This is a genomic window from Streptomyces sp. PL-29, from assembly GCF_058344425.1.
Genome location: NZ_CP136996.1, coordinates 3,790,870 through 3,811,134 on the forward strand (window position 1 = coordinate 3,790,870; position 20,265 = coordinate 3,811,134).

The 20,265-nt window shown below is 71.4% G+C and carries 13 protein-coding genes and 1 tRNA gene; 11 read left to right on the forward strand and 3 right to left on the reverse strand.

From position 1 onward, the window contains the following. Positions 1–19 precede the first annotated feature (19 nt). The 5 genes from topA to R4Z63_RS17400 all read left to right on the forward strand — a co-directional run bounded on the left by topA (position 20) and on the right by R4Z63_RS17400 (position 9,570). On the forward strand, positions 20–2,845 hold the full coding sequence (topA, locus tag R4Z63_RS17380) for a type I DNA topoisomerase (RefSeq protein ID WP_384447307.1): 2,826 nt from the start codon (positions 20–22) through the stop codon (positions 2,843–2,845). Between the two features lie 171 nt (positions 2,846–3,016). Continuing rightward, positions 3,017–6,241 carry a dTMP kinase gene (gene tmk / locus R4Z63_RS17385; RefSeq protein ID WP_384447309.1) on the forward strand — a complete coding sequence of 1,075 codons (3,225 nt, stop codon included), beginning with the start codon at positions 3,017–3,019 and terminating at the stop codon, positions 6,239–6,241. A gap of 108 nt (positions 6,242–6,349) precedes the next feature. Then, positions 6,350–7,561 (forward strand): DNA polymerase III subunit delta', encoded by a 1,212-nt coding sequence (locus R4Z63_RS17390; RefSeq protein ID WP_384447311.1) that lies wholly within the window; start codon positions 6,350–6,352, stop codon positions 7,559–7,561. A 206-nt stretch (positions 7,562–7,767) separates the two neighbouring features. Further along, positions 7,768–9,339, forward strand: coding sequence for an alpha/beta hydrolase (locus tag R4Z63_RS17395; RefSeq protein ID WP_384447313.1), 1,572 nt, complete (start codon positions 7,768–7,770; stop codon positions 9,337–9,339). Positions 9,340–9,496: 157 nt separating this feature from the next. Then, positions 9,497–9,570: transfer RNA gene (locus R4Z63_RS17400), tRNA-Thr, on the forward strand. 122 nt (positions 9,571–9,692) lie between these two features. Here the strand turns inward: R4Z63_RS17400 and R4Z63_RS17405 are convergent. Both R4Z63_RS17405 and R4Z63_RS17410 read right to left on the reverse strand, forming a co-directional pair. Next, a complete protein-coding gene (locus tag R4Z63_RS17405; protein WP_384447315.1) occupies positions 9,693–11,303 on the reverse strand; it encodes a tyrosine-type recombinase/integrase in 1,611 nt (536 codons plus the stop codon). After that, entirely contained in the window at positions 11,300–11,974 is a 675-nt protein-coding gene (locus tag R4Z63_RS17410) for a helix-turn-helix domain-containing protein (RefSeq protein WP_384447317.1), read from the reverse strand. Before R4Z63_RS17410 ends, R4Z63_RS17405 begins: the two co-directional genes overlap by 4 nt. Positions 11,975–12,069: 95 nt before the next feature. On the opposite strand from R4Z63_RS17410, the gene R4Z63_RS17415 reads away from it, so the two are divergent. The 6 genes from R4Z63_RS17415 (at position 12,070) to R4Z63_RS17440 (ending at position 18,874) form a co-directional block, all read left to right on the forward strand. Further along, positions 12,070–12,300 carry a hypothetical protein gene (locus tag R4Z63_RS17415; RefSeq protein ID WP_030025806.1) on the forward strand — a complete coding sequence of 77 codons (231 nt, stop codon included), beginning with the start codon at positions 12,070–12,072 and terminating at the stop codon, positions 12,298–12,300. A 230-nt stretch (positions 12,301–12,530) separates the two neighbouring features. Then, on the forward strand, positions 12,531–13,817 hold the full coding sequence (locus R4Z63_RS17420) for a DUF3631 domain-containing protein (protein WP_384447320.1): 1,287 nt from the start codon (positions 12,531–12,533) through the stop codon (positions 13,815–13,817). A gap of 366 nt (positions 13,818–14,183) precedes the next feature. Continuing rightward, positions 14,184–15,026 (forward strand): DUF2637 domain-containing protein, encoded by an 843-nt coding sequence (locus tag R4Z63_RS17425; RefSeq protein ID WP_384447322.1) that lies wholly within the window; start codon positions 14,184–14,186, stop codon positions 15,024–15,026. Positions 15,027–15,499: 473 nt separating this feature from the next. After that, positions 15,500–16,051 (forward strand): MobC family plasmid mobilization relaxosome protein, encoded by a 552-nt coding sequence (locus tag R4Z63_RS17430; RefSeq protein ID WP_384447323.1) that lies wholly within the window; start codon positions 15,500–15,502, stop codon positions 16,049–16,051. A gap of 5 nt (positions 16,052–16,056) precedes the next feature. After that, positions 16,057–17,757 carry a relaxase/mobilization nuclease domain-containing protein gene (locus R4Z63_RS17435; protein ID WP_384447325.1) on the forward strand — a complete coding sequence of 567 codons (1,701 nt, stop codon included), beginning with the start codon at positions 16,057–16,059 and terminating at the stop codon, positions 17,755–17,757. A gap of 325 nt (positions 17,758–18,082) precedes the next feature. Then, entirely contained in the window at positions 18,083–18,874 is a 792-nt protein-coding gene (locus R4Z63_RS17440; protein WP_384447327.1) for a ParB N-terminal domain-containing protein, read from the forward strand. 72 nt (positions 18,875–18,946) lie between these two features. Here R4Z63_RS17440 and aspS read toward each other — a convergent pair whose 3' ends face one another. Next, complete coding sequence (aspS, locus tag R4Z63_RS17445) at positions 18,947–20,263, reverse strand: aspartate--tRNA(Asn) ligase (protein ID WP_384447329.1); 1,317 nt, start codon at positions 20,261–20,263, stop codon at positions 18,947–18,949. Positions 20,264–20,265 lie beyond the last annotated feature (2 nt).

Consider the following 20,265-nt stretch of genomic DNA (forward strand, 5'->3'; position numbering starts at 1 on the left):
ACCGGAGAGAAGAGCCAAGTTGTCCCCGACTAGCGAGACCGCAAAGGGCGGCCGCCGACTCGTCATCGTCGAGTCCCCTGCCAAGGCGAAGACGATCAAGGGCTACCTCGGCCCGGGATACGTCGTCGAGGCGAGCGTCGGGCACATCCGCGACCTCCCGAACGGCGCGGCCGAGGTTCCCGACAAGTACACCGGCGAGGTCCGCCGCCTCGGCGTGGACGTCGAGCACGACTTCCAGCCGATCTACGTCGTCAACGCCGACAAGAAGGCGCAGGTCCGCAAGCTCAAGGAGCTGCTGGCCGAGTCCGACGAACTCTTCCTCGCCACCGATGAGGACCGCGAGGGCGAAGCCATCGCGTGGCACCTGCAGGAAGTCCTCAAGCCCAAGGTCCCCGTCCACCGGATGGTCTTCCACGAGATCACCAAGGACGCGATCCGCGACGCCGTCGCCAACCCGCGCGAGCTCAACCAGCGCATGGTCGACGCCCAGGAAACCCGCCGCATCCTCGACCGCCTCTACGGCTACGAGGTCTCGCCGGTCCTGTGGAAGAAGGTCATGCCGCGTCTGTCGGCCGGCCGCGTGCAGTCGGTGGCCACCCGCCTCGTCGTCGAGCGCGAGCGCGAGCGCATCGCCTTCCGCTCCGCCGAGTACTGGGACCTGACCGGCACCTTCTCCACCGGCCGCGCCGGGGACCCGTCCGACCCGTCCTCGCTGGTCGCCCGCCTGAACACGGTGGACGGCAAGCGTGTCGCGCAGGGCCGTGACTTCGGTGCCAACGGCCAGCTCAAGAGCCAGGTGCTGCACCTCGACGAGGGAGGCGCGAGGGCGCTGGCCGCAGCCCTCGCCGACACCACCTTCGCCGTCCGGTCGGTCGAGTCCAAGCCCTACCGCCGCTCCCCGTACGCCCCGTTCCGTACGACGACGCTCCAGCAGGAGGCCTCGCGCAAGCTCGGCTTCGGTGCGAAGGCGACGATGCAGGTGGCCCAGAAGCTGTACGAGAACGGCTTCATCACCTACATGCGTACGGACTCCACCACGCTGTCCGACACCGCGGTGGCGGCCGCCCGGGCGCAGGTCACCCAGCTCTACGGGGCCGACTACCTGCCGGAGAAGCCGCGCGTCTACGCGGGCAAGGTCAAGAACGCGCAGGAGGCGCACGAGGCGATCCGCCCCTCGGGCGATCGTTTCCGCACCCCCGCCGAGACGGGTCTGACCGGTGACCAGTTCCGCCTGTACGAGCTGATCTGGAAGCGCACCGTCGCCTCCCAGATGAAGGACGCGACCGGCAACAGCGTCACGGTGAAGATCGGCGGCAGAGCCGCGGACGGGCGCGACGCCGAGTTCACCGCGTCCGGCAAGACGATCACCTTCCACGGCTTCATGAAGGCCTACGTCGAGGGCGCGGACGACCCGAACGCCGAGCTCGACGACCGCGAGCGGCGCCTGCCGCAGGTCGCCGAGGGCGACGCGCTCGCCGCCGAGGAGATCACGGCGGACGGCCACTCGACCAAGCCCCCGGCCCGCTACACCGAGGCCTCGCTGGTCAAGGAGCTCGAAGAGCGCGAGATCGGCCGGCCGTCGACGTACGCGTCGATCATCGGCACGATCCTCGACCGCGGCTACGTCTTCAAGAAGGGCACCGCGCTCGTCCCCTCCTTCCTCTCGTTCGCCGTGGTGAACCTGCTGGAGAAGCACTTCGGGCGGCTCGTCGACTACGACTTCACCGCGAAGATGGAGGACGACCTCGACCGGATCGCCCGGGGCGAGGCCCAGGCCGTGCCGTGGCTGAAGCGCTTCTACTTCGGCTCCGAGGACGCCACCGAGGTCGTGCCGGCCGACGGTGACCACCTCGGCGGCCTGAAGGAGCTGGTCACGGACCTGGGCGCGATCGACGCACGGGAGATCTCCTCCTTCCCCGTCGGCGAGGGCATCGTGCTGCGCGTCGGCCGCTACGGGCCGTACGTGGAGCGGGGCGAGAAGGACTCCGAGGGTCACCAGCGCGCCGACATCCCCGACGACATGGCTCCGGACGAGCTGACGATCGCCTACGCGGAGGAGCTGTTCGCGAAGCCGAGCGGCGAGTTCCAGCTCGGCAAGGACCCGGTCAGCGGCAACGACATCGTCGCCAAGGACGGCCGCTACGGGCCGTACGTGACGGAGATCCTGCCCGAGGGCACGCCGAAGACCGGCAAGAACGCGGTCAAGGCGCGCACCGCGTCGCTCTTCAAGACCATGAGCCTCGACACGGTCACGCTCGACGACGCCCTGCGGCTGATGTCGCTGCCGCGCGTCGTCGGTACGGATGCCGAGGGCGTGGAGGTCACGGCCCAGAACGGCCGCTACGGCCCGTACCTCAAGAAGGGCACGGACTCGCGGTCGCTGGAGACCGAGGACCAGCTCTTCACGATCACGCTCGACGAAGCCCTGGCGATCTACGCACAGCCCAAGCAGCGGGGCCGCGCGGCGGCCAAGCCGCCGCTGAAGGAGCTGGGCACCGACCCGGTCAGCGAGAAGCCGGTCGTGGTCAAGGACGGCCGCTTCGGGCCCTACGTGACCGACGGCGAGACGAACGCGACGCTGCGGCGGGACGACGACGTCGAGACGATCACGCCGGAGCGGGGCTACGAGCTGCTCGCGGAGAAGCGGGCGAAGGGCCCGGCCAAGAAGACGGCGAAGAAGGCCGTCAAGAAGGCCCCGGCGAAGAAGACGGCCGCGACGAAGACCGCGGCCGCGAAGAAGACGGCGGCCAAGAAGACGACGACTGCCAAGAAGACGACCGCGAAGAAGACGGTCACGAAGAAGACCGCGGCCAAGAAGACGGCCGCGACCCCGGCGGAGGAGTAGCCGAGCCGAGGGCCCCGCGCGGAGCGCGGGGCCCTCGTGCGTCCGCCGGCCGTATCCGGCGGAGCGGCCGGGACCGGGTCCGGGACCGGTTCCGGAAGGTGGGTCCGGGCTCACACCCGGGCTCGTCCACAGGCCTCCGCAGCTGCCATGCGCAGCGGATAGGCTGGGCGGATGACGCGAGCCGAGCAGCCGGCGGTCGTGACCGCCCCGGCGAACCCCACCTACGACGAAGCCCTAGCCGCGGATTCCCGCGAGCGTGCGGTGCGCGCACTGCTGCGCACCCCCCGGCTGCGCCGCCTGTGGAGCGCCCAGCTGGTGAGCGGCATCGGTGATGCCCTCGCCCTGCTGGTGCTGGTTCTGCTGGCCCTTCAGGCAGCCGCCTCCGAAGGCGCCTTCGGAGGCGGATACCGCGGTGCGGCCCTCGCCGTCGCCGCCGTCTTCGGCGTCCGGATCCTCGCCACCCTGCTCTTCGGCGCCGTCCTGCTCGGCCCGCTGGCCGGACTCCTCGGCTCCGGCGGTCGGCTGGACCGCCGCTGGACGATGATCGGAGCCGACGGGGTGCGCCTCGCGCTCTTCGTCGTCGCCCCGCTGTGGCTCGACTGGATCGCGGCCCACGCGCTCACCGCGCTGCTGGCCACCGTCTTCGTGTCCGGCGCCGCCGAACGGCTGTGGACGCTGGCCAAGGAGAGCGCGGCACCGGCCCTGCTGCCGGAGCCGCCGCCGGAGGGGGCCACCGTACGGCCGCTCCCGGACCACCTGGACGCCCTGCGGCGGTTGACCCTGCGCACGGCCTTCGCGGCGCTCCCCGTCGCGGCGGCCGCGCTGCTCGCCGCGACCCTCGTCGGCAAGGCCCTCGGCCTCGGCGTTGCCTGGTTCGCCGCGAACCAGGCCGCCTTCGGCTCGTACGTGGCCGCCGGCCTCTTCGCCGCGTCGGTGTCCCTGCTGCTCCCCCTGGTGCTGCCCACGGCCGCCACCCCGCGGCCCCGTTCGCCGCTGGAGGGCCTGCGCGCCCCCAAGGCGGGCGACCGGCCGGACAAGGGCCGTACGGGCGCCATCCCCCTGCTCGTCCTGAGCTGCGCCGCCGTCGCCGGAGCCGTGTCCTGCGCCGTCGCCGTGTCCGTCCTGCACGCCTTCGACCTGGGCGGCGGGCCGGCCGCCTTCGCGCTGTTCGTCCTCGCCCTGGTCGGCGGTACCGCCGCAGGCATCCGTGCCGCCCAGGCCGGCAAGGTGCTGCCCGGCCTGTCCCGGCGCCGGCTGCTGGCCCTCGCCACAGCGGCGGCCGGCCTCGCGCTGCTGCTGAGCGGCCTCGTCGCGGACATGGCGACCGTGCAGTTCCTCTCGCTGCTTGCCGGCACCGCCGCGGGCGTCGCGGCCAACACCGGCCACACCCTGCTGGACCAGGAGACCGAGGAGTTCCGCCGGGCGCGGGTCACCGAGCACCTCCAGGCGGTCGTGCGGGTGGCCGTGGCCGTCGGCGCCGTCGCCGCCCCGGTGCTGGCCGCGGTGATCGGCCCGCACCGGCTGACCGGAACCGGGACCGCCGTCCCGCACGGCGGGGCCGCCTTCACCCTGATGATCGTCGGCGTGCTGCTGCTGCCCGTCGCCGTGGTCGTGCTCACCAAGGCGGACGACCGCAGCGGCGTGCCGCTGCGACGCGACCTGCGCGACGCGCTGCGCGGCGGCGAGCCCGTACAGGCCCCGGCCGCCACCGGATTCTTCATCGCGCTGGAGGGCGGCGACGGAGCCGGCAAGTCCACCCAGGTCAAGGCGCTTGCCGAGTGGATACGGGGCAAGGGGCACGAAGTCGTCGTGACTCGGGAGCCGGGCGCCACGCCCGTCGGCAAGCGGCTCCGCTCGATCCTGCTCGACGTGTCCTCGGCCGGGCTGTCGAACCGCGCCGAGGCGCTGCTGTACGCGGCCGACCGCGCGGAGCACGTGGACACGGTGGTGCGGCCGGCGCTGGAGCGCGGCGCAGTCGTCATCTCCGACCGCTACATCGACTCCTCGGTGGCCTACCAGGGGGCGGGCCGCGACCTCTCCCCGACGGAGATCGCCCGGATCTCGCGCTGGGCGACCAGCGGGCTCGTACCGCACCTGACCGTGCTGCTCGACGTGTCGCCGGAGGCGGCGCGCGAGCGGTTCACGGAGGCCCCGGACCGGCTGGAGTCGGAGCCGGCGGAGTTCCACCAGCGGGTGCGGTCGGGCTTCCTCACCCTCGCCGCCGCCGACCCCGGCCGCTACCTGGTGGTCGATGCCGGGCAGGATCCGGACTCGGTGACCACCGTCGTACGGCACCGGCTGGACCGGATGCTCCCGCTCTCCGAGGCGGAGGTGGCCGCTCAGGCGGAAGCCCGGCGCCTCGCCGAGGAGGAGGCGCGCCGCAAGGCCGAGGAAGAGGCGGCGCGCAAGGCCGAGGAGGAGCGGCTGCGGGCCGAGGAGGAAGCGCGCAAGGCCCGTGAGGCCGAGGAGGCCCGGGTCAGGGCGGAGGCCGAAGCCGCCCGCAAGGCGGAGGAGGAGCGGCTGCGGGCCGAGGAGGAGGCCCGGGCACGGGCCGAGGCCGAGCGGCTGCGCGCGGAGGCCGAGGAGAAGGCGCGTGCGGCGGAGGCCGAGCGGCTGCGCAGGCAGGCGGAGGAGGAGGCCCGGCTGCGGGCGGAGGCCGAGGAGCGGCGGCTGGAGAAGCAGCGGCGCGCCGAGGAGGCCCTGCTGAAGGCCGAGGAGGCGCGCCGGCTGGTGGAGGCCGCGGCGGCCGAGGCCGCCGCGAAGGCCGCCGCCGCTGCCGCAGCCGCGGAGGCCCAGGCCGCTGCCGCCGCTGCTCCGGCGTCCGGTCCGGCCGCTTCGGGACCCCGGATCGACATGACGAAGGCCCCGCACCACCCGGACGACGCGGTCACGGTCGAGACCCCCGTGGTCAAGCGGGTGCTCCGCCCGGACGACGTCACCGAGACCGTCCCGGTGCCGAAGGTCGCCCCGGCCCCGGCCCCGGACCCGGTCTCCGCCGCGGACGAGACGGCAGTCCTGCCACCGGTGCGTCCGGCCGACGAGACGGCGGTGCTGCCGCCCGTACGCCCGGACGCACCGCAGGGCGAGCGCTCCGGTGCGGGCGGCCGCCGAGGCGACAGCGCCGGCCACCGGTCCGCCACGCGTCCGACGGCCCGGCGCACCGAGGAGGACCCGGCCGACCGGGTTCCGTCGGGCATCTTCCGGGATTCGAGCAACGACCGGACGCGGGAGCTCCCGGTCGTCGACGACGAGGGCCGGCCGCGTCGTCCCCGACCGGAGTGGGCGGAGGAGACCCCGCTCGACGACCTGCCGACGCTGGCGGACGAGCTGCTGGGTCGCCGCCGGGACGACGGGGACGACGACGAGGGCGAACGGGGAGCGCGCCGCCGCCGCTGACGTACGCCGGCGCTGGGGGCGGCGGCCGCCGCGGTGGCGCTGGCCGCACGCAATTGTCGGTGGCGCCCGACACAATGGGTGCACGGAGAGTGAGAGGTGGTGGGCGGGATGCCCGTATGGGACGACCTGGTGGGCCAGGAGCGGATCCGGACGCAGCTGGCCGCCGCCGCCCGGGATGCCGATGCGCTGGTCACGGCCGCCGCGGACGGGACCGCGCCGCCCGCCGCGTCGAAGATGACCCACGCCTGGCTCTTCACGGGACCGCCGGGAGCCGGCCGCGTCACCGCCGCCCGTGCCTTCGCTGCGGCCCTGCAATGCACCAGCCCGGACCGCGCCCTCGGCGGTGAGCCCGGCTGCGGGTTCTGCGACGGCTGTCACACCACGATGGTCGGCACCCACGCGGACGTCTCCACCGTCGCCGCGGTCGGCAGCCAGATCCTCGTCGACGACATGCGCGACACCGTCCGCAAGTCCTACACGTCCCCCGCGACGGGCCGCTGGCAGATCATCCTGGTCGAGGACGCGGAGCGGCTGAACGAGAAGTCCGCCAACGCCGTCCTCAAGGCTGTGGAGGAGCCGGCGCCCCGTACGGTGTGGCTGCTGTGCTCGCCCTCCCTGGAGGACGTGCTGCCCACCATCCGCTCCCGCTGCCGCCACCTGGGCCTCAGCACCCCGTCGGTCGCGGCCGTCGCGGACATGCTGGTGCGGCGGGACGGCGTCGAGCCGCCGGTTGCCCTGGCCGCCGCCAGGGCAACGCAGGGGCACGTCGACCGTGCCCGCCGGCTGGCCACCGACGCGGGGGCCCGGGAGCGCAGGGCGACGGTCCTGAAGCTCCCGCTGCGGGTGGACGACATCGGCGCCTGCCTCAAGGCCGCCCAGGAACTGGTCGACGCGGCTTCCGAGGACGCCCGGCAGATGGCCGAGGAGGTCGACGGCAAGGAGACCGAGGAGCTCCGGGCGGCCCTGGGCGCCGCCGCCGGGACGGGCGGGCGGATGCCACGCGGGACGGCGGGCGTGATGAAGGAGCTGGAGGACAAGCAGAAGCGGCGCCGGACCCGCACCCAGCGCGACAGCCTCGATCTGGCGCTCACCGACCTCACCGGCTTCTACCGCGATGTCCTGGCCCTCCAGCTCGGCTCTGCCCTCGGTATCGCCAACGAGGACATACGGCAGGACCTGGAGCGCATCGCCAAGGCCTCCGGCCCGGAGCGGACCCTGCGCCGCATCGAGGCGGTCATCGCCTGCCGAGACGCCCTCGACCGCAACGTCGCCCCGCTCCTCGCGGTGGAGGCGATGACGATGTCGCTGCGCGCGGGCTGATCCGGCACCCCTGCCGCCTGCCGCCTGCTGCCCGGCCTCCGCTCGGGGTCCACAACGGGTTGACCGCCTCATCCGTAAGGGGGAACCGGCCGTCGGGGCCGGAACGGGCCCGGTCCGGGCGCGGCCGGGCGGACACCACGCGCGGCCGGGGTCCGTCCGGAGCAGGGGACCCGCCCGCTCCCCTCGGCAGGACGTAGGCTCCTGGGATGGACACCAGTCGCGTGCTGCGTACCACCGGGACCGTGATCGCAGCGGCCGGGTTGCTGCTCTCCGGGTGCACCTCGGGCGGGTCGGAGACGCTCCGGACCGCCGCGTCCGCGAGAGGCGAGGCCGGCGCCACGGCGTCGGTGCCGCCGTCCCCCGACGCCACCGCGATGCGCCCGTACTACGAGCAGAAGCTGACCTGGCGCGACTGCGGTGTCCCCGGATTCCAGTGCTCCACGATGAAGGCGCCGCTGGACTACGCGAACCCCGGCGCCGGCGGGGACGTGGACATCGCGGTGGCCCGCCGGGTGGCGACCGGCCCCGGCAAGCGGCTCGGCTCGCTCGTGGTCAATCCGGGCGGACCCGGCGGATCCGGCATCGGCTACCTCCAGGCGTACGCGGGCATCGGCTATCCCGCCCCGGTGCGCGCCCGGTACGACATGGTCTCCTTCGACCCGCGCGGCGTGGAGCGCAGCAGTCCGGTCGAGTGCCTGACGGGCCCGGAGATGGACAAGTACACCCAGGTGGACCAGACGCCGGACGACGCAGCCGAGCGGGCCCGCCTGGTGGCCGCCTTCAAGGAGTTCGCGGCCGGCTGCGAGGCCCGCTCGAAGCGGGTCCTGCCGCACGTCTCCACTGTGGACGCCGCCCGCGACATGGACCTGCTGCGGGCCGTGCTCGGCGACAGGAAGCTGAACTACGTCGGGGCCTCGTACGGCACCCTGCTGGGGGCGACGTACGCGAACCTCTTCCCGGACCGGGTCGGCCGGCTGGTCCTGGACGGCGCGATGGATCCCGCGCGTGAGGCCCTCGACCTCAACCGGGACCAGACCGAGGGATTCGAGACGGCCTTCACCTCCTTCGCCAAGGACTGCGCGAAGCAACCCGACTGCCCGCTGGGCAACGGCGGCCCGCAGGAGGTGGCCGCCCGGCTGAAGGACTTCTTCCGCAAGCTCGACGCGCAGCCCGTGCCCAGCGGCGACGACAAGCGGCCGCTCGGCGAGGCCCTCGCGACGACCGGGGTGATCGCGGCGCTCTACGACGAGAACGCCTGGCCCCAGCTGCGCGAGGCGCTGGCCTCGGCGATGAACGGCGACGGCGCAGGCCTGCTGGGTCTGGCCGACAGCTACTACGAGCGCGGGGCGGACGGGAAGTACGCCAACCTGATGTTCGCGAACGCCGCCGTGAACTGCCTCGACCAGCCCGCGGCCTTCAGCGGCCCGGAAGCGGTCGACGCGGCCCTCCCCTCCTTCGAGAAGGCCTCCCCGGTCTTCGGAGCGGGCCTGGCCTGGGCCTCGCTGAACTGCGCGTACTGGCCGGTGAAGCCCACGGGCACGGCGGGGCCGCTGACCGCGAAGGGCGCCGCGCCGATCGTGGTCGTCGGCACCATCCGTGACCCCGCGACGCCGTACAAGTGGGCCCAGGCCTTGGCCGACCAGCTCGAGTCGGGCACCCTCCTCACCTACGACGGCGACGGCCACACGGCGTACGGGCGCGGCAGCGACTGCATCGACACCGCGATCAACCGCTACCTGCTGGAGGGCAAGGCCCCGGCGGACGGCAAGAAGTGCTGACCCGCCGGGCGGGGGCCGGAGCCGCGAGGGGCGCCGGATCTACGGCAAATATCCGCATGTGTGAAACCTGGTTCGGTGCACGCCCTCGCACCCTGTAGACTTGGCGCCGCTGCTGATGAGAGCACCTCTTCGAGGGAATACTCGTCGGATCAGCGGTGCCGCCTTAGCTCAGTTGGCCAGAGCAACGCACTCGTAATGCGTAGGTCTCGGGTTCGAATCCCGAAGGCGGCTCAGAGAAAGGCCAGGTCAGATACTTTCTGACCTGGCCTTTTCTGTTGCTCGGGGCATGGCAGGGCATGCGGCGGGGGTGCCGCAGGTTTGCGTGCGTGAGCGATGCGTGAGCGGAGGGCCCGTCAGCCCTTCTTGGCGGCCTTCTTAGCCTTGCCCTTCTTCTTCCCCTTGGCCTTCGCCTTCGCGGCCCGCTTGGCGTCCTTGGCGGCCTTGCTGGCCTGAGCTTCCTGCTCGGCCTTGCGCTGGAGAGGGACCAACTTCGCGGTGGCCTCGGCGGCGCTCTTGCCGACGTGGGGGAGCACGCTCTGGTAGATGTCGCGCGTGATCCGGGTGTCGCTGTGCCCGAGCGTGTCCGACACGATCTTGATGTCGATGTCGGCCGCCAGCATGAGCGTGGCCGCGCCGTGCCGGAGGTCGTGCAGCCGGATCGGCGGCAGGCCGGAGGCCGCGACGAGCCGCTCGAAGAGGTCCGTCACCTTGCCCGGGTGGAGCCAGGAGCCGTCCTCCTGGGTGAAGACGAGGCCGGTGTTCACCCAGGCCGACCCCCACTCCAAGCGGTCGGCCTCCTGCTGCTTGCGGTGCCGCTCCAGGACGCCGGCGGTGTCGTCGTCGAGCGCGACGACGCGGAACCCGCTGTCCGTCTTCGGCTCGGACTCCTCGACTTCCCAGCCGTCCTGCACCAGCTGCGCCGTCACGGTGAGGGAGTGCCGGTCGAGGTTGGTCTCCGACCAGGGCTGCCCGCACGCCTCGCCGCGCCGCAGACCGCGGAACGCGATCAGGTGCCACATCGCGTACAGCCGGTCGTCGGCGACGAAGTCGAGGAAGGCGCCCGTCTGTTCCGGCGTCCAGACCATCACCGGGGAGGGCTTCTCGCCGGTCTGCTCCCACTTGGCGACCCGCTCGTCCGTCCAGACCAGCGCCTTCGGCTTGCGCACCGGGTCGATCTCGACGTGGGCCGCAGGGTTGAACGTGATGATCTGCTGCCCGATCGCGTCGTTCAGGGACGCGCGGAGCGTGGCCTTCACGTGCTGCCGCGTGGCAGGACCGGTCACGCGACGGAAGGCCGGCATCGCGTCGATCGCCTCCTTCAGTGCCTTCCGGCGAGCTCGGTTCTCGGCCCCCTTCCACGGGATCGTCGCCAACTCCTTCACGGCTGCCCGCCGCTGGGCGTTCTGCTCCAGGATCTCGGCGTTACCGTCGGCGATGGCCGTGAACATCTCGCTCAGGTGACTCACGCGCAGCCGGTCGAGGCGCCGGTGGCCGATGTGAGGCTTCAGGTGCACACGGATGTCGGTCTCGTACCGGCTGATGCCCGACTTCCGGATCCGCTTGCCCGCCAGCCACCGGTCCAGCCACTCGGCGACGGTCAGGCTGCCGACGAGATCCTGGCCGGCCTTGAGCCGCCGCCGGGTCTCCTCCACGTCGGGCAGGGGCAGCTTCTCGCCGCTGACCTCCGCCAGCATCTCCGCGAGCAGCTGGATGCCTTCGGGGTCGTCGGCCTCGGCGAGCCCGAGCAGGGCGCGCACGTGGTCGAGGTCGGCCTGTGCCGCCTTGACGTTGGTGTAGCCGCCACGGGCGAACGAACGCCGACTGCCGTCCTCGCGGAAAGGCAGCTCCTGGCGTATGGAGTAGGTGCAGTGGTTCCTGCTGTTGCGCTTGGGGCAGGAAGCACCGAGTTCCTTGCCGGTCTTGGGGTCGCGGCAGGAGCAGCGGCGGTAGGTAGAACCCTTCAAATGTCTTCCTCTTCGTAGCCGTCGTCGAACGGGCTCATGAACCGGGTTCGCATCAGATGCGGGGGTGTGCCGCCCTCCTCACGGATGGAGGCGCGTACGCTGCGCAGCCGTTGTTTGGCGAGCGCTGCTCTTTCTGCGTAGAAGGCTTGGGCGCTGAGGGCCTCTTCGCGTTGAGTGGCGTTGCTGGCCGATTTGGCCTTCCAGGCTTCGTGTTGCTCGCTGGATTCGGCGGCATTGAGGGCCTGCTGCTCGCTCTCGTGCCGATGGAACAGGCGCAGCATGCGGTCGAGAGCGAGCGGCTCACCGGGTTCGGCGCCGGTGAACCACCGCATGGCACTCCAGGTCTGCTCGCTGTCCCGCAGGGGGAGTTTCTGAACCCTTTCGACGTAGCCGACGGGGTAGATCAGGCAGATCGGGTTCGTGTGGAGTGCCTCGGCCAGCACCATGACGTCGACCAAGGGGAGGCTGGCCCGGCGGCCTGACTCCATGTTGGCGATCACGTTGCGCGGGATCCGGTGGCCGATCTCCTCACAGGCATCGGCCAGCTCCTGGGCGCTCATGCCCAATTCCTTCCTGCGTCGCCGCACCTCCTTGGCCACGGTTGCCATGACCTGGTCCACCCACTCTGGGAAGTCGTCCTCGTCTTCATCATCGAAACCACGTTGTGTCATGGAGACACATTAGCTCGAACAGACTTGTTTCTCGTAGGCCCGGAGCCGGACGTGAGGACCGCGTTCGCCGACGGCTGTGACGAGAGGAGCACTGCGTGCGCGAGAACCCGACTGAAACCGGGTCGAAGGGGATGGGTCGCGAGGAGATACTGGCCCTACCGGCAGCCATTGACCTGGACACCAGCAACCGTGCGCTCGGTCTCGGGCGGAGCAAGGGCTACGAGCTGGCCAAGCGGGGCGAGTACCCGTGCAAGGTCCTGCGGCTGGGCAAGGCGTACCGCGTGGTGACCGCGGACCTGGTGAACCTGCTTGGGCTGGCCGCTTGAGGGCGAGAGAAGGTAGCAGACCATTCTGCGCGGAGCTGACACAGAAACGCTGGACTGTGCCAGGGGTCGGACGTACTGTTCGTCGTCGCCCGGCTCCTCCAAGGGCTCACGGGAAACAAGTGAGCCCCCGACGCGCCAACGTCGGAGGCCCCGGCAACATCCCCACCCGCAATCACACGGTCAACCCGAGTGGCCAGCACGCACGCGGCCACACGAGAAGGAGCTGCCCCTTGGAACCTACGACATCCACGCCCCCTGCCGCACCTGCCAAGGCGACCTGGCCTGCGGTCGCGGTCCCCGGCCAGCCCGGCGCCCACCTGCACGACGCACCGGCCGGGGGCCTCGACACGGCCGTCGAAGGCCCCGCTGAGGCGGAAGTTCCCCTGCCCGCACCGTCGACCCCCGCGTCAGAGGGGGAGGCGATCCTGGACGAGCTGCGCGCCACGATCCGCCGGTACGTGGTGATGCCCAGCGAGGAGGCCCTGACCGCCGCCACGCTGTGGGCGGCGGCCACACACCTCCAGACGGTGTGGCAGCACGCCCCGCGCCTGGCGGTGGTCGGACCGGCGAGGCGGTGCGGGAAGTCGCGGCTGCTGGAGGTCCTGATCGAGGCGGTCCACGAACCGCTGATCACGGTCAACGCGTCCGCGGCGGCGATCTTCCGCTCGATCAGCGAGGACAACCCGCCGACCCTGCTGGTGGACGAAGTCGACACGATCTTCGGGTCGGCGAAAGTCGCGGAGAAGAACGAGGAGATGCGCGGCCTGCTCAACGCGGGACATCAGCGCAACCGCCCCACCCTGCGCGTCTCGGGCCCGAACCACGACGTGCAGAAGTTCTCCACCTTCGCCATGGCCGCCCTGGCCGGCATCGGAGACCTGCCCGACACGATCATGGACCGGTCCGTGGTCATCCGCATGCGCCGCCGCGCCCGCAGCGAGAAGGTCGCCGCCTGGCGCTACGGCCGCGACGACCTGGCGGTCAGGGCACTGCGGGAGCGGCTCGCAGCTTGGCTGGCCAGCGTCCGGGACGAGGCCATCGCGCTGGAGCCCAAGCTCCCGGTCGACGACCGCGCCGCCGACACGTGGGAGCCGTTGATCAGCGTCGCCGATCTCGCGGGCGGACGCTGGCCGATGATGGCCCGTACGGCGTGCAAGGCCATGACGGACTACGAGTCCGGACGGGACCAGGACGGCGGACTGAAGATCCGCATCCTGACCGACATCCGGAAAGCCTTCGCCAGCGTCGGCAATCCGCCCGCGCTGCGGACCACCCACCTGTTGGACCTCCTCAACGCCGACCCAGAGGCGCCGTGGTCCGAACACAGTCCCAAGGGGCTCACCCCGCGCGGACTGCAGATCCTGCTCGACGACTACGGCATCGGCTCGGGCAACCGCCGCTTCCCCGACGGCAACCAGGCCAAGGGCTTCACCCCCGCGCAGTTCACCGACGCCTGGACCCGGTACTGCCCGGTGGAGAATCCCGCCGCGGAGGCCCCGCCCGCCACCGGCGCCTGACCCTCCACGTCTCGTCCCACTCGTCCCCGCGCAGGTCAGCTCGGGGACGGGTGGGGGAGGCGCAACGAGTCGACTCGACATCACCAGCCTGCTGACCTGGTGAAACCTCCCGGCGGAGGCATGCAGCAGCCCGTAAGGCGGCTCCCAGGACGCGCGAGTCGGCACCCGTACCAACTCGTCTCACCGACCGCCCGGCACGCGGTATCGGACGAGTGCAACGAGTCAACTCGACATCAGCCGAGCACCCGTGCCTGCCCTGACCAGCGACAGGACGAGTGGGACGAGTCCCCACCCTTCACAGCCACCCACAGCCCGGTGGCCACTCCTCAGCCCTTGGAGCGCACCCGCTTGACCACACCCACCCCCATGCTCAGAACCGCCCCGACCGCCGAGCGGTACGTGCTGGCCGCCGCCGGATGCGTGATCGTCGCGCTGACCGCCGCAGGGTTCTGGCTCTCCTACGCCCATCTGGCCGAGGTCGCCGGACGCCACGGCCTGGGCAACGCCCCAGAACGCCAGTGGGCCTGGCCCGCCACCCTGGACGCGTTCATCGTCTCCGGCGAGCTCCTGATGCTCCGCGCCAGCCTGCGCCGCGTGACCGACTGGTGGGCGATCGCCCTGACCGCCACCGGCTCCCTCGGATCCATCGCCCTGAACGTGGCCGGCGTCTACGGCACACGCGGCACCACCGAGGTCCCGCTCCTGGACTATGTGATCGCCGCCATCCCCCCGGCCGCCGCCCTCATGGCCTTCGGTGCCCTGATGCGGCAGATCCACCAGCACGTCGCCGAACCCGCAACCCCACGTCCCTCGGACGACCGCCACCACCCTGCGGCGATTGCCGCCCAGCTCCTGCCCGACGATGGGCAAGTCTTCGGATGCCAGCCCGCACGCGCGGGCGAGGAGCCGGAGGATTCCGGTGGCAATGCCGCCGAGGCTGCCGAGGAGTCGGACCTGGATGCCGGTCCGCACAAAGCCGACCCGCCCGCCGTCCCCTCCCGGAAGGTCGGCCGACCCACAACCGGTGACCTGGACGAGTTCCTCGCGATCGTGGAGAAGCTGGAAGGCAAGCCGACGCTGAAGCAGATGCGGGCGGCCATCGAAGCCGAGGGCCACTCGATCAGCAACGAGCGCCTGGGGAAGGTGAAGAAGGATCTCGTGGGCCTCCGCAGGCAGCAAGCCCTCAGCGGAACCGCCCCCGGACACTGACCGATATTCACCGCAGGTCAACGCCGGTAAGGCCGGACGGGGACCGTGGCTGCCTGCTGGCCACGGTCCCCGGCGATCACCGTAGAACCCGCGTCCCCGACCACCGGCCCCCGTCCCCAGCCCGCGATCCGTACTCCACGGTCTCCTGCACCGGGGCAGCCATCCGCGTATTCCGGGGACCGTCGGACTTCCGGTCATCTCCTCGCTGACCGCGTGCCGCAACCTCTGCCAACGCCGCTGGCACCCGCCTGCCGACCCCGCCTGTCCCCGCATCGCCAGCAGCCACCCCTGCATCGGAGAAGCACCTTGTGACACTCGACCCGAACGACCCCGACTCCACGCCCTCGCCGGTCTCGAAATCGCCTAGTCTGACCGACCGTTGGCAGCGTGCGTTCGGGATGACGGCCCCTGGCGGAGCCAGTAGTACCCCGAGTCCGACTCAAGGCCGGCCTTCGGGGATCTCCGCCCCGGGGGTGTCGGAGACGGCCCAGCGCCAGGGGGCGCCAGACCGGGAGGTCGGGTCCGAGGGGCGCCCCGACCAGGACAAGCTCCGCGCCATCCAGCGCGAGATCCTCCGCACCGAGCCCAGCCTCCAGCCCGCCGCCGGCGAGCCGACGGTGCAGAGCGTCCAGCCCACGATCCGCCGCTTCACCGGCAACAAGCGCACCGACCGCGTCGGCCCGCTGCGCTTCACCCGCACCGAGCGCGCCCGCCTGATCGAGGCCGCCGCCGAGCACAACTACAAGGGCGAATCCGGCCTCGCCGCCGACATCGTCCTGGCCTTCATCGACGGCCGGTTCACCGCCAACCTCCCCCTGTCCGAAGACCGACGTCGCACCCACGTCTTCCGCGCTCAGGTCCTCCGCCAATGCAACCGCATCGGCGTCAACATCAACCAGATCGCCCGCGCCCTGAACAGCGACCTCACCTCGCCCGACATACGCCAGCGCCTCGACGAACTCCACGACCTGCTCACGGTGATCGCCGAGGCCCTGCGCGAACCCGCCGACCCGAGGGAGGTCTGACGATCGTGATCGCCGCCATCAAGCCCGCCGGCGCCAACACCCGCGGACTGCTCGCCTACCTCTACGGCCCCGGCCGCCACGACGAGCACACCGACCCGCACATCGTGGCCGGCTTCGCCATGCTCGGCATGCCCGACCCCGGCCGCGACGAGAGCGCCACCCTCACCCAGCTCTCCCGCTACCTCGACGAACCCGTCCGCATCCGCAACGGCGAGTTCGGCAAGAAGATCATCGACCACGTCTGGCACTGCCCCGTCCGCGCCGCTCCCGAGGACCGCCATCTCTCCGACGCCGAGTGGGGCGAGATCGCCCAGCGCATCGTTGCCGCGGCCGGCATCGCCCCCGAAGGCGACGACCTGTCCTGCCGCTGGATCGCCGTACGCCACGCAGACGACCACATCCACATCCTGGCCACCACCGTCCGCGAGGACGGCCGCCGCCCCAAGCTCCACGACAGCGGCATCCGCGTCGGCGACGCATGCCGCCAGATCGAGAAGGACTACGGCCTGCGCCGCCTGAAGAAGGGCGACCGCACCGGCACCCGCGCTCCCACCCAGGCCGAGATGCACAAGGCCCAGCGCCTCGGCTGGGAACAGACCAGCCGGGAATGGCTTCAGGACCGCATCCGCGCCGCCATCCCCCACGCCCGCACCGCCGAGGAACTCCTCGCCTACCTCGAAGCCGACGGCATCGCGATCAAGGCCAGGCGCGGCCCCTCCGGAGACCTCCTCGGCTACTCCGCCGGCCGCCCCGGCGACCTCAACAAGGACGGCGAACAGGTCTTCCACCCCGGCGGGAAGATCGCCCCCGACCTCACCCTCCCCAAGCTCCAGGCCCGCCTCAAAGCCGGCCAACCTGAGGAACACCCCACCGCCCGCCGCAACCGCCCGACCACCGCCTGGCACCAGGCCGCCGAAGCCCTCGACACCTTCCGCACCGACCTCGCCGACGACACCCACGCCCAGGCGCACATCACCGCCCTCGGCGAACTCCTCGAAGCCACCGCCCAGAAAGCCCCCACCCACCTCCGCGCCGAACTCCAAGCCGCGTCGAAGGCGTTCGCACGCGCCCAGCGTTCCCACATCCGGGCAGAAGACCGCGCCGCCCACGCCATCCGCTACGCGGTCCGCGACATCGTCCACACCGCCACCGGCCCCGACGGCAGCGCCCTCGCCGCACTCCTCGCAGCCCTTCTGTGGGCCGCGATCATCGCCAACCGCTGGCACGAGGCCAAGGGCCACGCCCACCAAGCCGACGCCGCCCGTCAAGCCCTCCACCACCTGCAGGCAGCCGCTGACCAGGCCCTCACCCCCACGCTCGTCGTACTCGAACAGCGTCAACCGAAGCAGGAAGCACGCCGCACTCTCGCCCACGACGTACGCGCCGCGGTCCCCGAACACGCAGACCGCATCCTCACCGACCCCTGCTGGCCCGCCCTCGCCGCCGTCCTCGCCGACGCGGAAGCCCGAGGCCACCAACCCCACCAGCTCCTGAAGGAGGCCGCAGCCCAGCGTGAACTGAGCACCGCCCGCCAACCCGCCCGCGTCCTGATCACTCGCCTCCAGCACACCAGCCGGAACCCCAGCCCGAACCCTCGCGCCGAAGCCGCCCGCCGCCGCACCACGGCGTCGGTGACCGGTCGGCAGGCAACCGCCGCACAGCCGCCAGCAGTACCCAGCAGCCAGCCCAGCCGCCCGCGACGCTGACCCCTGGAGTTTCGCCAGTGGCACCGCCGTGCACCCCAGCAGGACATGCCTGTCCCCGCAGCACACTTCAGCTGTGCTCATGTGGCCAGGCGCCGCCATGGCTGTCCTCCGGACCGAAGCGCACAGGCGGATGCGGACGCGATCGCCGTGAGCGGGCCGACACGTATAGCCGACGATCCCCGGTTAGCCAAACCGGGGATTCCCCAGACCATTTGAATGCCGGGCCCCGCGCCCATCCCCACCGAGCCGCACGGCACCCTCACGGTGCCGTCGGCACACCCACACCACAAGGAGCACCACCCTGAAGGTCCACCCCACCGCTGCATTGTTCCCGCCGCTCACCGGCGAGGAGCTCCACGAGCTGACCGAGTCGATCAGGACCCACGGCCTGCGTCACCCAATCGTCCTCGGCCCCGATGGAGCCCTCCTCGACGGCCGCCACCGGCTCGCCGTCTGCAATGTGCTCGGAGTCGAGCCCCACTTCACCACCTACGAAGGCGACGATCCCGACGGATTCGCCCTGTCCGTCAACATCCGCCAGCGCAACCTGACCACAGGGCAGGCAGCGATGATCGCCACCAAGGCCCAAGCCGGCACCGAGACGAACGAGCACCTCTCCCCCGAGGAGGCGATGCGTTCCCTCAGCGCGAGGATCGGTGTCTCCATTGGCCGACTGGAGCTGGCCGACATGGTCATGCGGCACGAGCCCGAGCTCGTTGAGCCGGTCATCACGCGTACGGTCAGTCTGGACAAGGCCCACGAGATCGCGCTGACCAACAAGGTCCGGGCACGAGCCAGCCAAGAGCACCTGGCCCGCCTCCGCACCGAGGCCCCTGACCTCGCCGACTTGGTCACCACGGGCGAACTCACCGTGCTTCAGGCATGGAACAAGTACCGGGATCGCATCAAGGAAGACGTACGGCAGCGCAGGGTCGCGACCTATCTCCTGTGCGATGTCGTAACGTCGCTGGCGCAGACGCGGGGCTCCAAGACCTTTGCCAGGTACGACCCCCAGTACCAGGCACCGGGCCGCGCCGTCACCCGCGAGACCATCGCCCACGCGATGACCGCGCTGACCGAAATGGACGCCGTATGGCGGGAGCGCAACCTCCCGTAGGTTGGCGCGAACGCGGACAAGCTGCCCCCACCGCCAGACTGGCGGCGGGGGCAGCGGCAGGTACGCACTCGATCAGGGAGTCAGACGGTTCGGTCCGCGGAAGAGGAAGGCCGCCTCGCGGATGGAGTCCAGTCCGAGCATGACCATCAGGATCCGCCCGAGGCCGGCTCCGAGGCCGCCGTGGGGCGGGCAGCCGAAGCGGAAGATGTTCAGGTAGTCCTGCATCGGCTCGGTGCTCATGCCCTTCTCCTCCGCCTGCTTCAGCAGGACGTCGGAGCGGTGCTCGCGCTGGGCGCCGGTGGTGACCTCCAGGCCCTTCCACAGCAGGTCGAAGCTGAGCGTCAGGTCGGGTCGGTCCGCAGGGCGCATGTGGTAGAAGGGCCGAATGCTTGCCGGGTAGTGGGTGATGAACGCGAACTCGTGCCCGGTCTGCTCCTTCATGTGCGCGGCGATCCGACGTTCACCGTCCGGGTCCAGGTCCTCCTTCACGCCCTCCGGGTCCCAACCGCCGGCCCGCAGGACCTCCTGTGCGTCGGCCATCGTGATCCGCGGGAAGGGAGTCTGCGGTACCGCCACCTCGACCCCGAAGACCTCTCGGATCCGCTCCCCGTGGACCTCGGCGACCTTGGCGATGGCGTGGGCGAGCATCTGCTCCTCGAAGACCATTACGTCCTTGACGTCGTCGATCCACGACAGCTCCACGTCGACCCCGGTGAACTCGGTCGCGTGCCGGGAGGTGAACGACGGCTCGGCCCGGAAGACCGGTCCGATTTCGAAGACGCGGTCGATGCCGGCGGCCACCGCCATCTGCTTGTAGAACTGCGGTGACTGCGCCAGGTAGGCCGACCGGTCGAAGTACCCGAGCTTGAATACCTCCGCCCCGGACTCCGAGGCGGTCCCCATCAGCTTCGGGGTGTGCATCTCCGTGCAGCCGTGCTCCATGGCGTACTCGCGCAGCCCATGCTCCAGGGTCGTCTGCACGGCGAACACCAGCTGGGCGGTCTCCCGCTTCCGGACGTCCAGGAACCGCCAGTCCAGCCGGTGCTCGGGCCCGGTGTGCTCGTCGATCGGCAGCGGCGCCTCCGCCAGGTTCAGCACCTCGACCGACTCGGGGACGAGCTCCAGACCGCCGAGCTTGACCTGGGCCGCGTCCACGACGCGGCCGGTGATCCGGACGGCGGACTCCGGGGTGAGGGACTCGAGCACGGCCTCCAGCGGGCCGCCGTCGCGCTTGTGGGTCACCTGGACCATGCCGGAGTGGTCGCGCAGGATCACGAACTGCATCTTGCGCTGCAGCCGGAGTGCGTTCACCCAGCCGGAGACAGAGACGGTCTGGTCGATGTGGCCGCGTAGGTCAGAGGTCAGAACGCGGCTCGTAGTGTGGATCATCG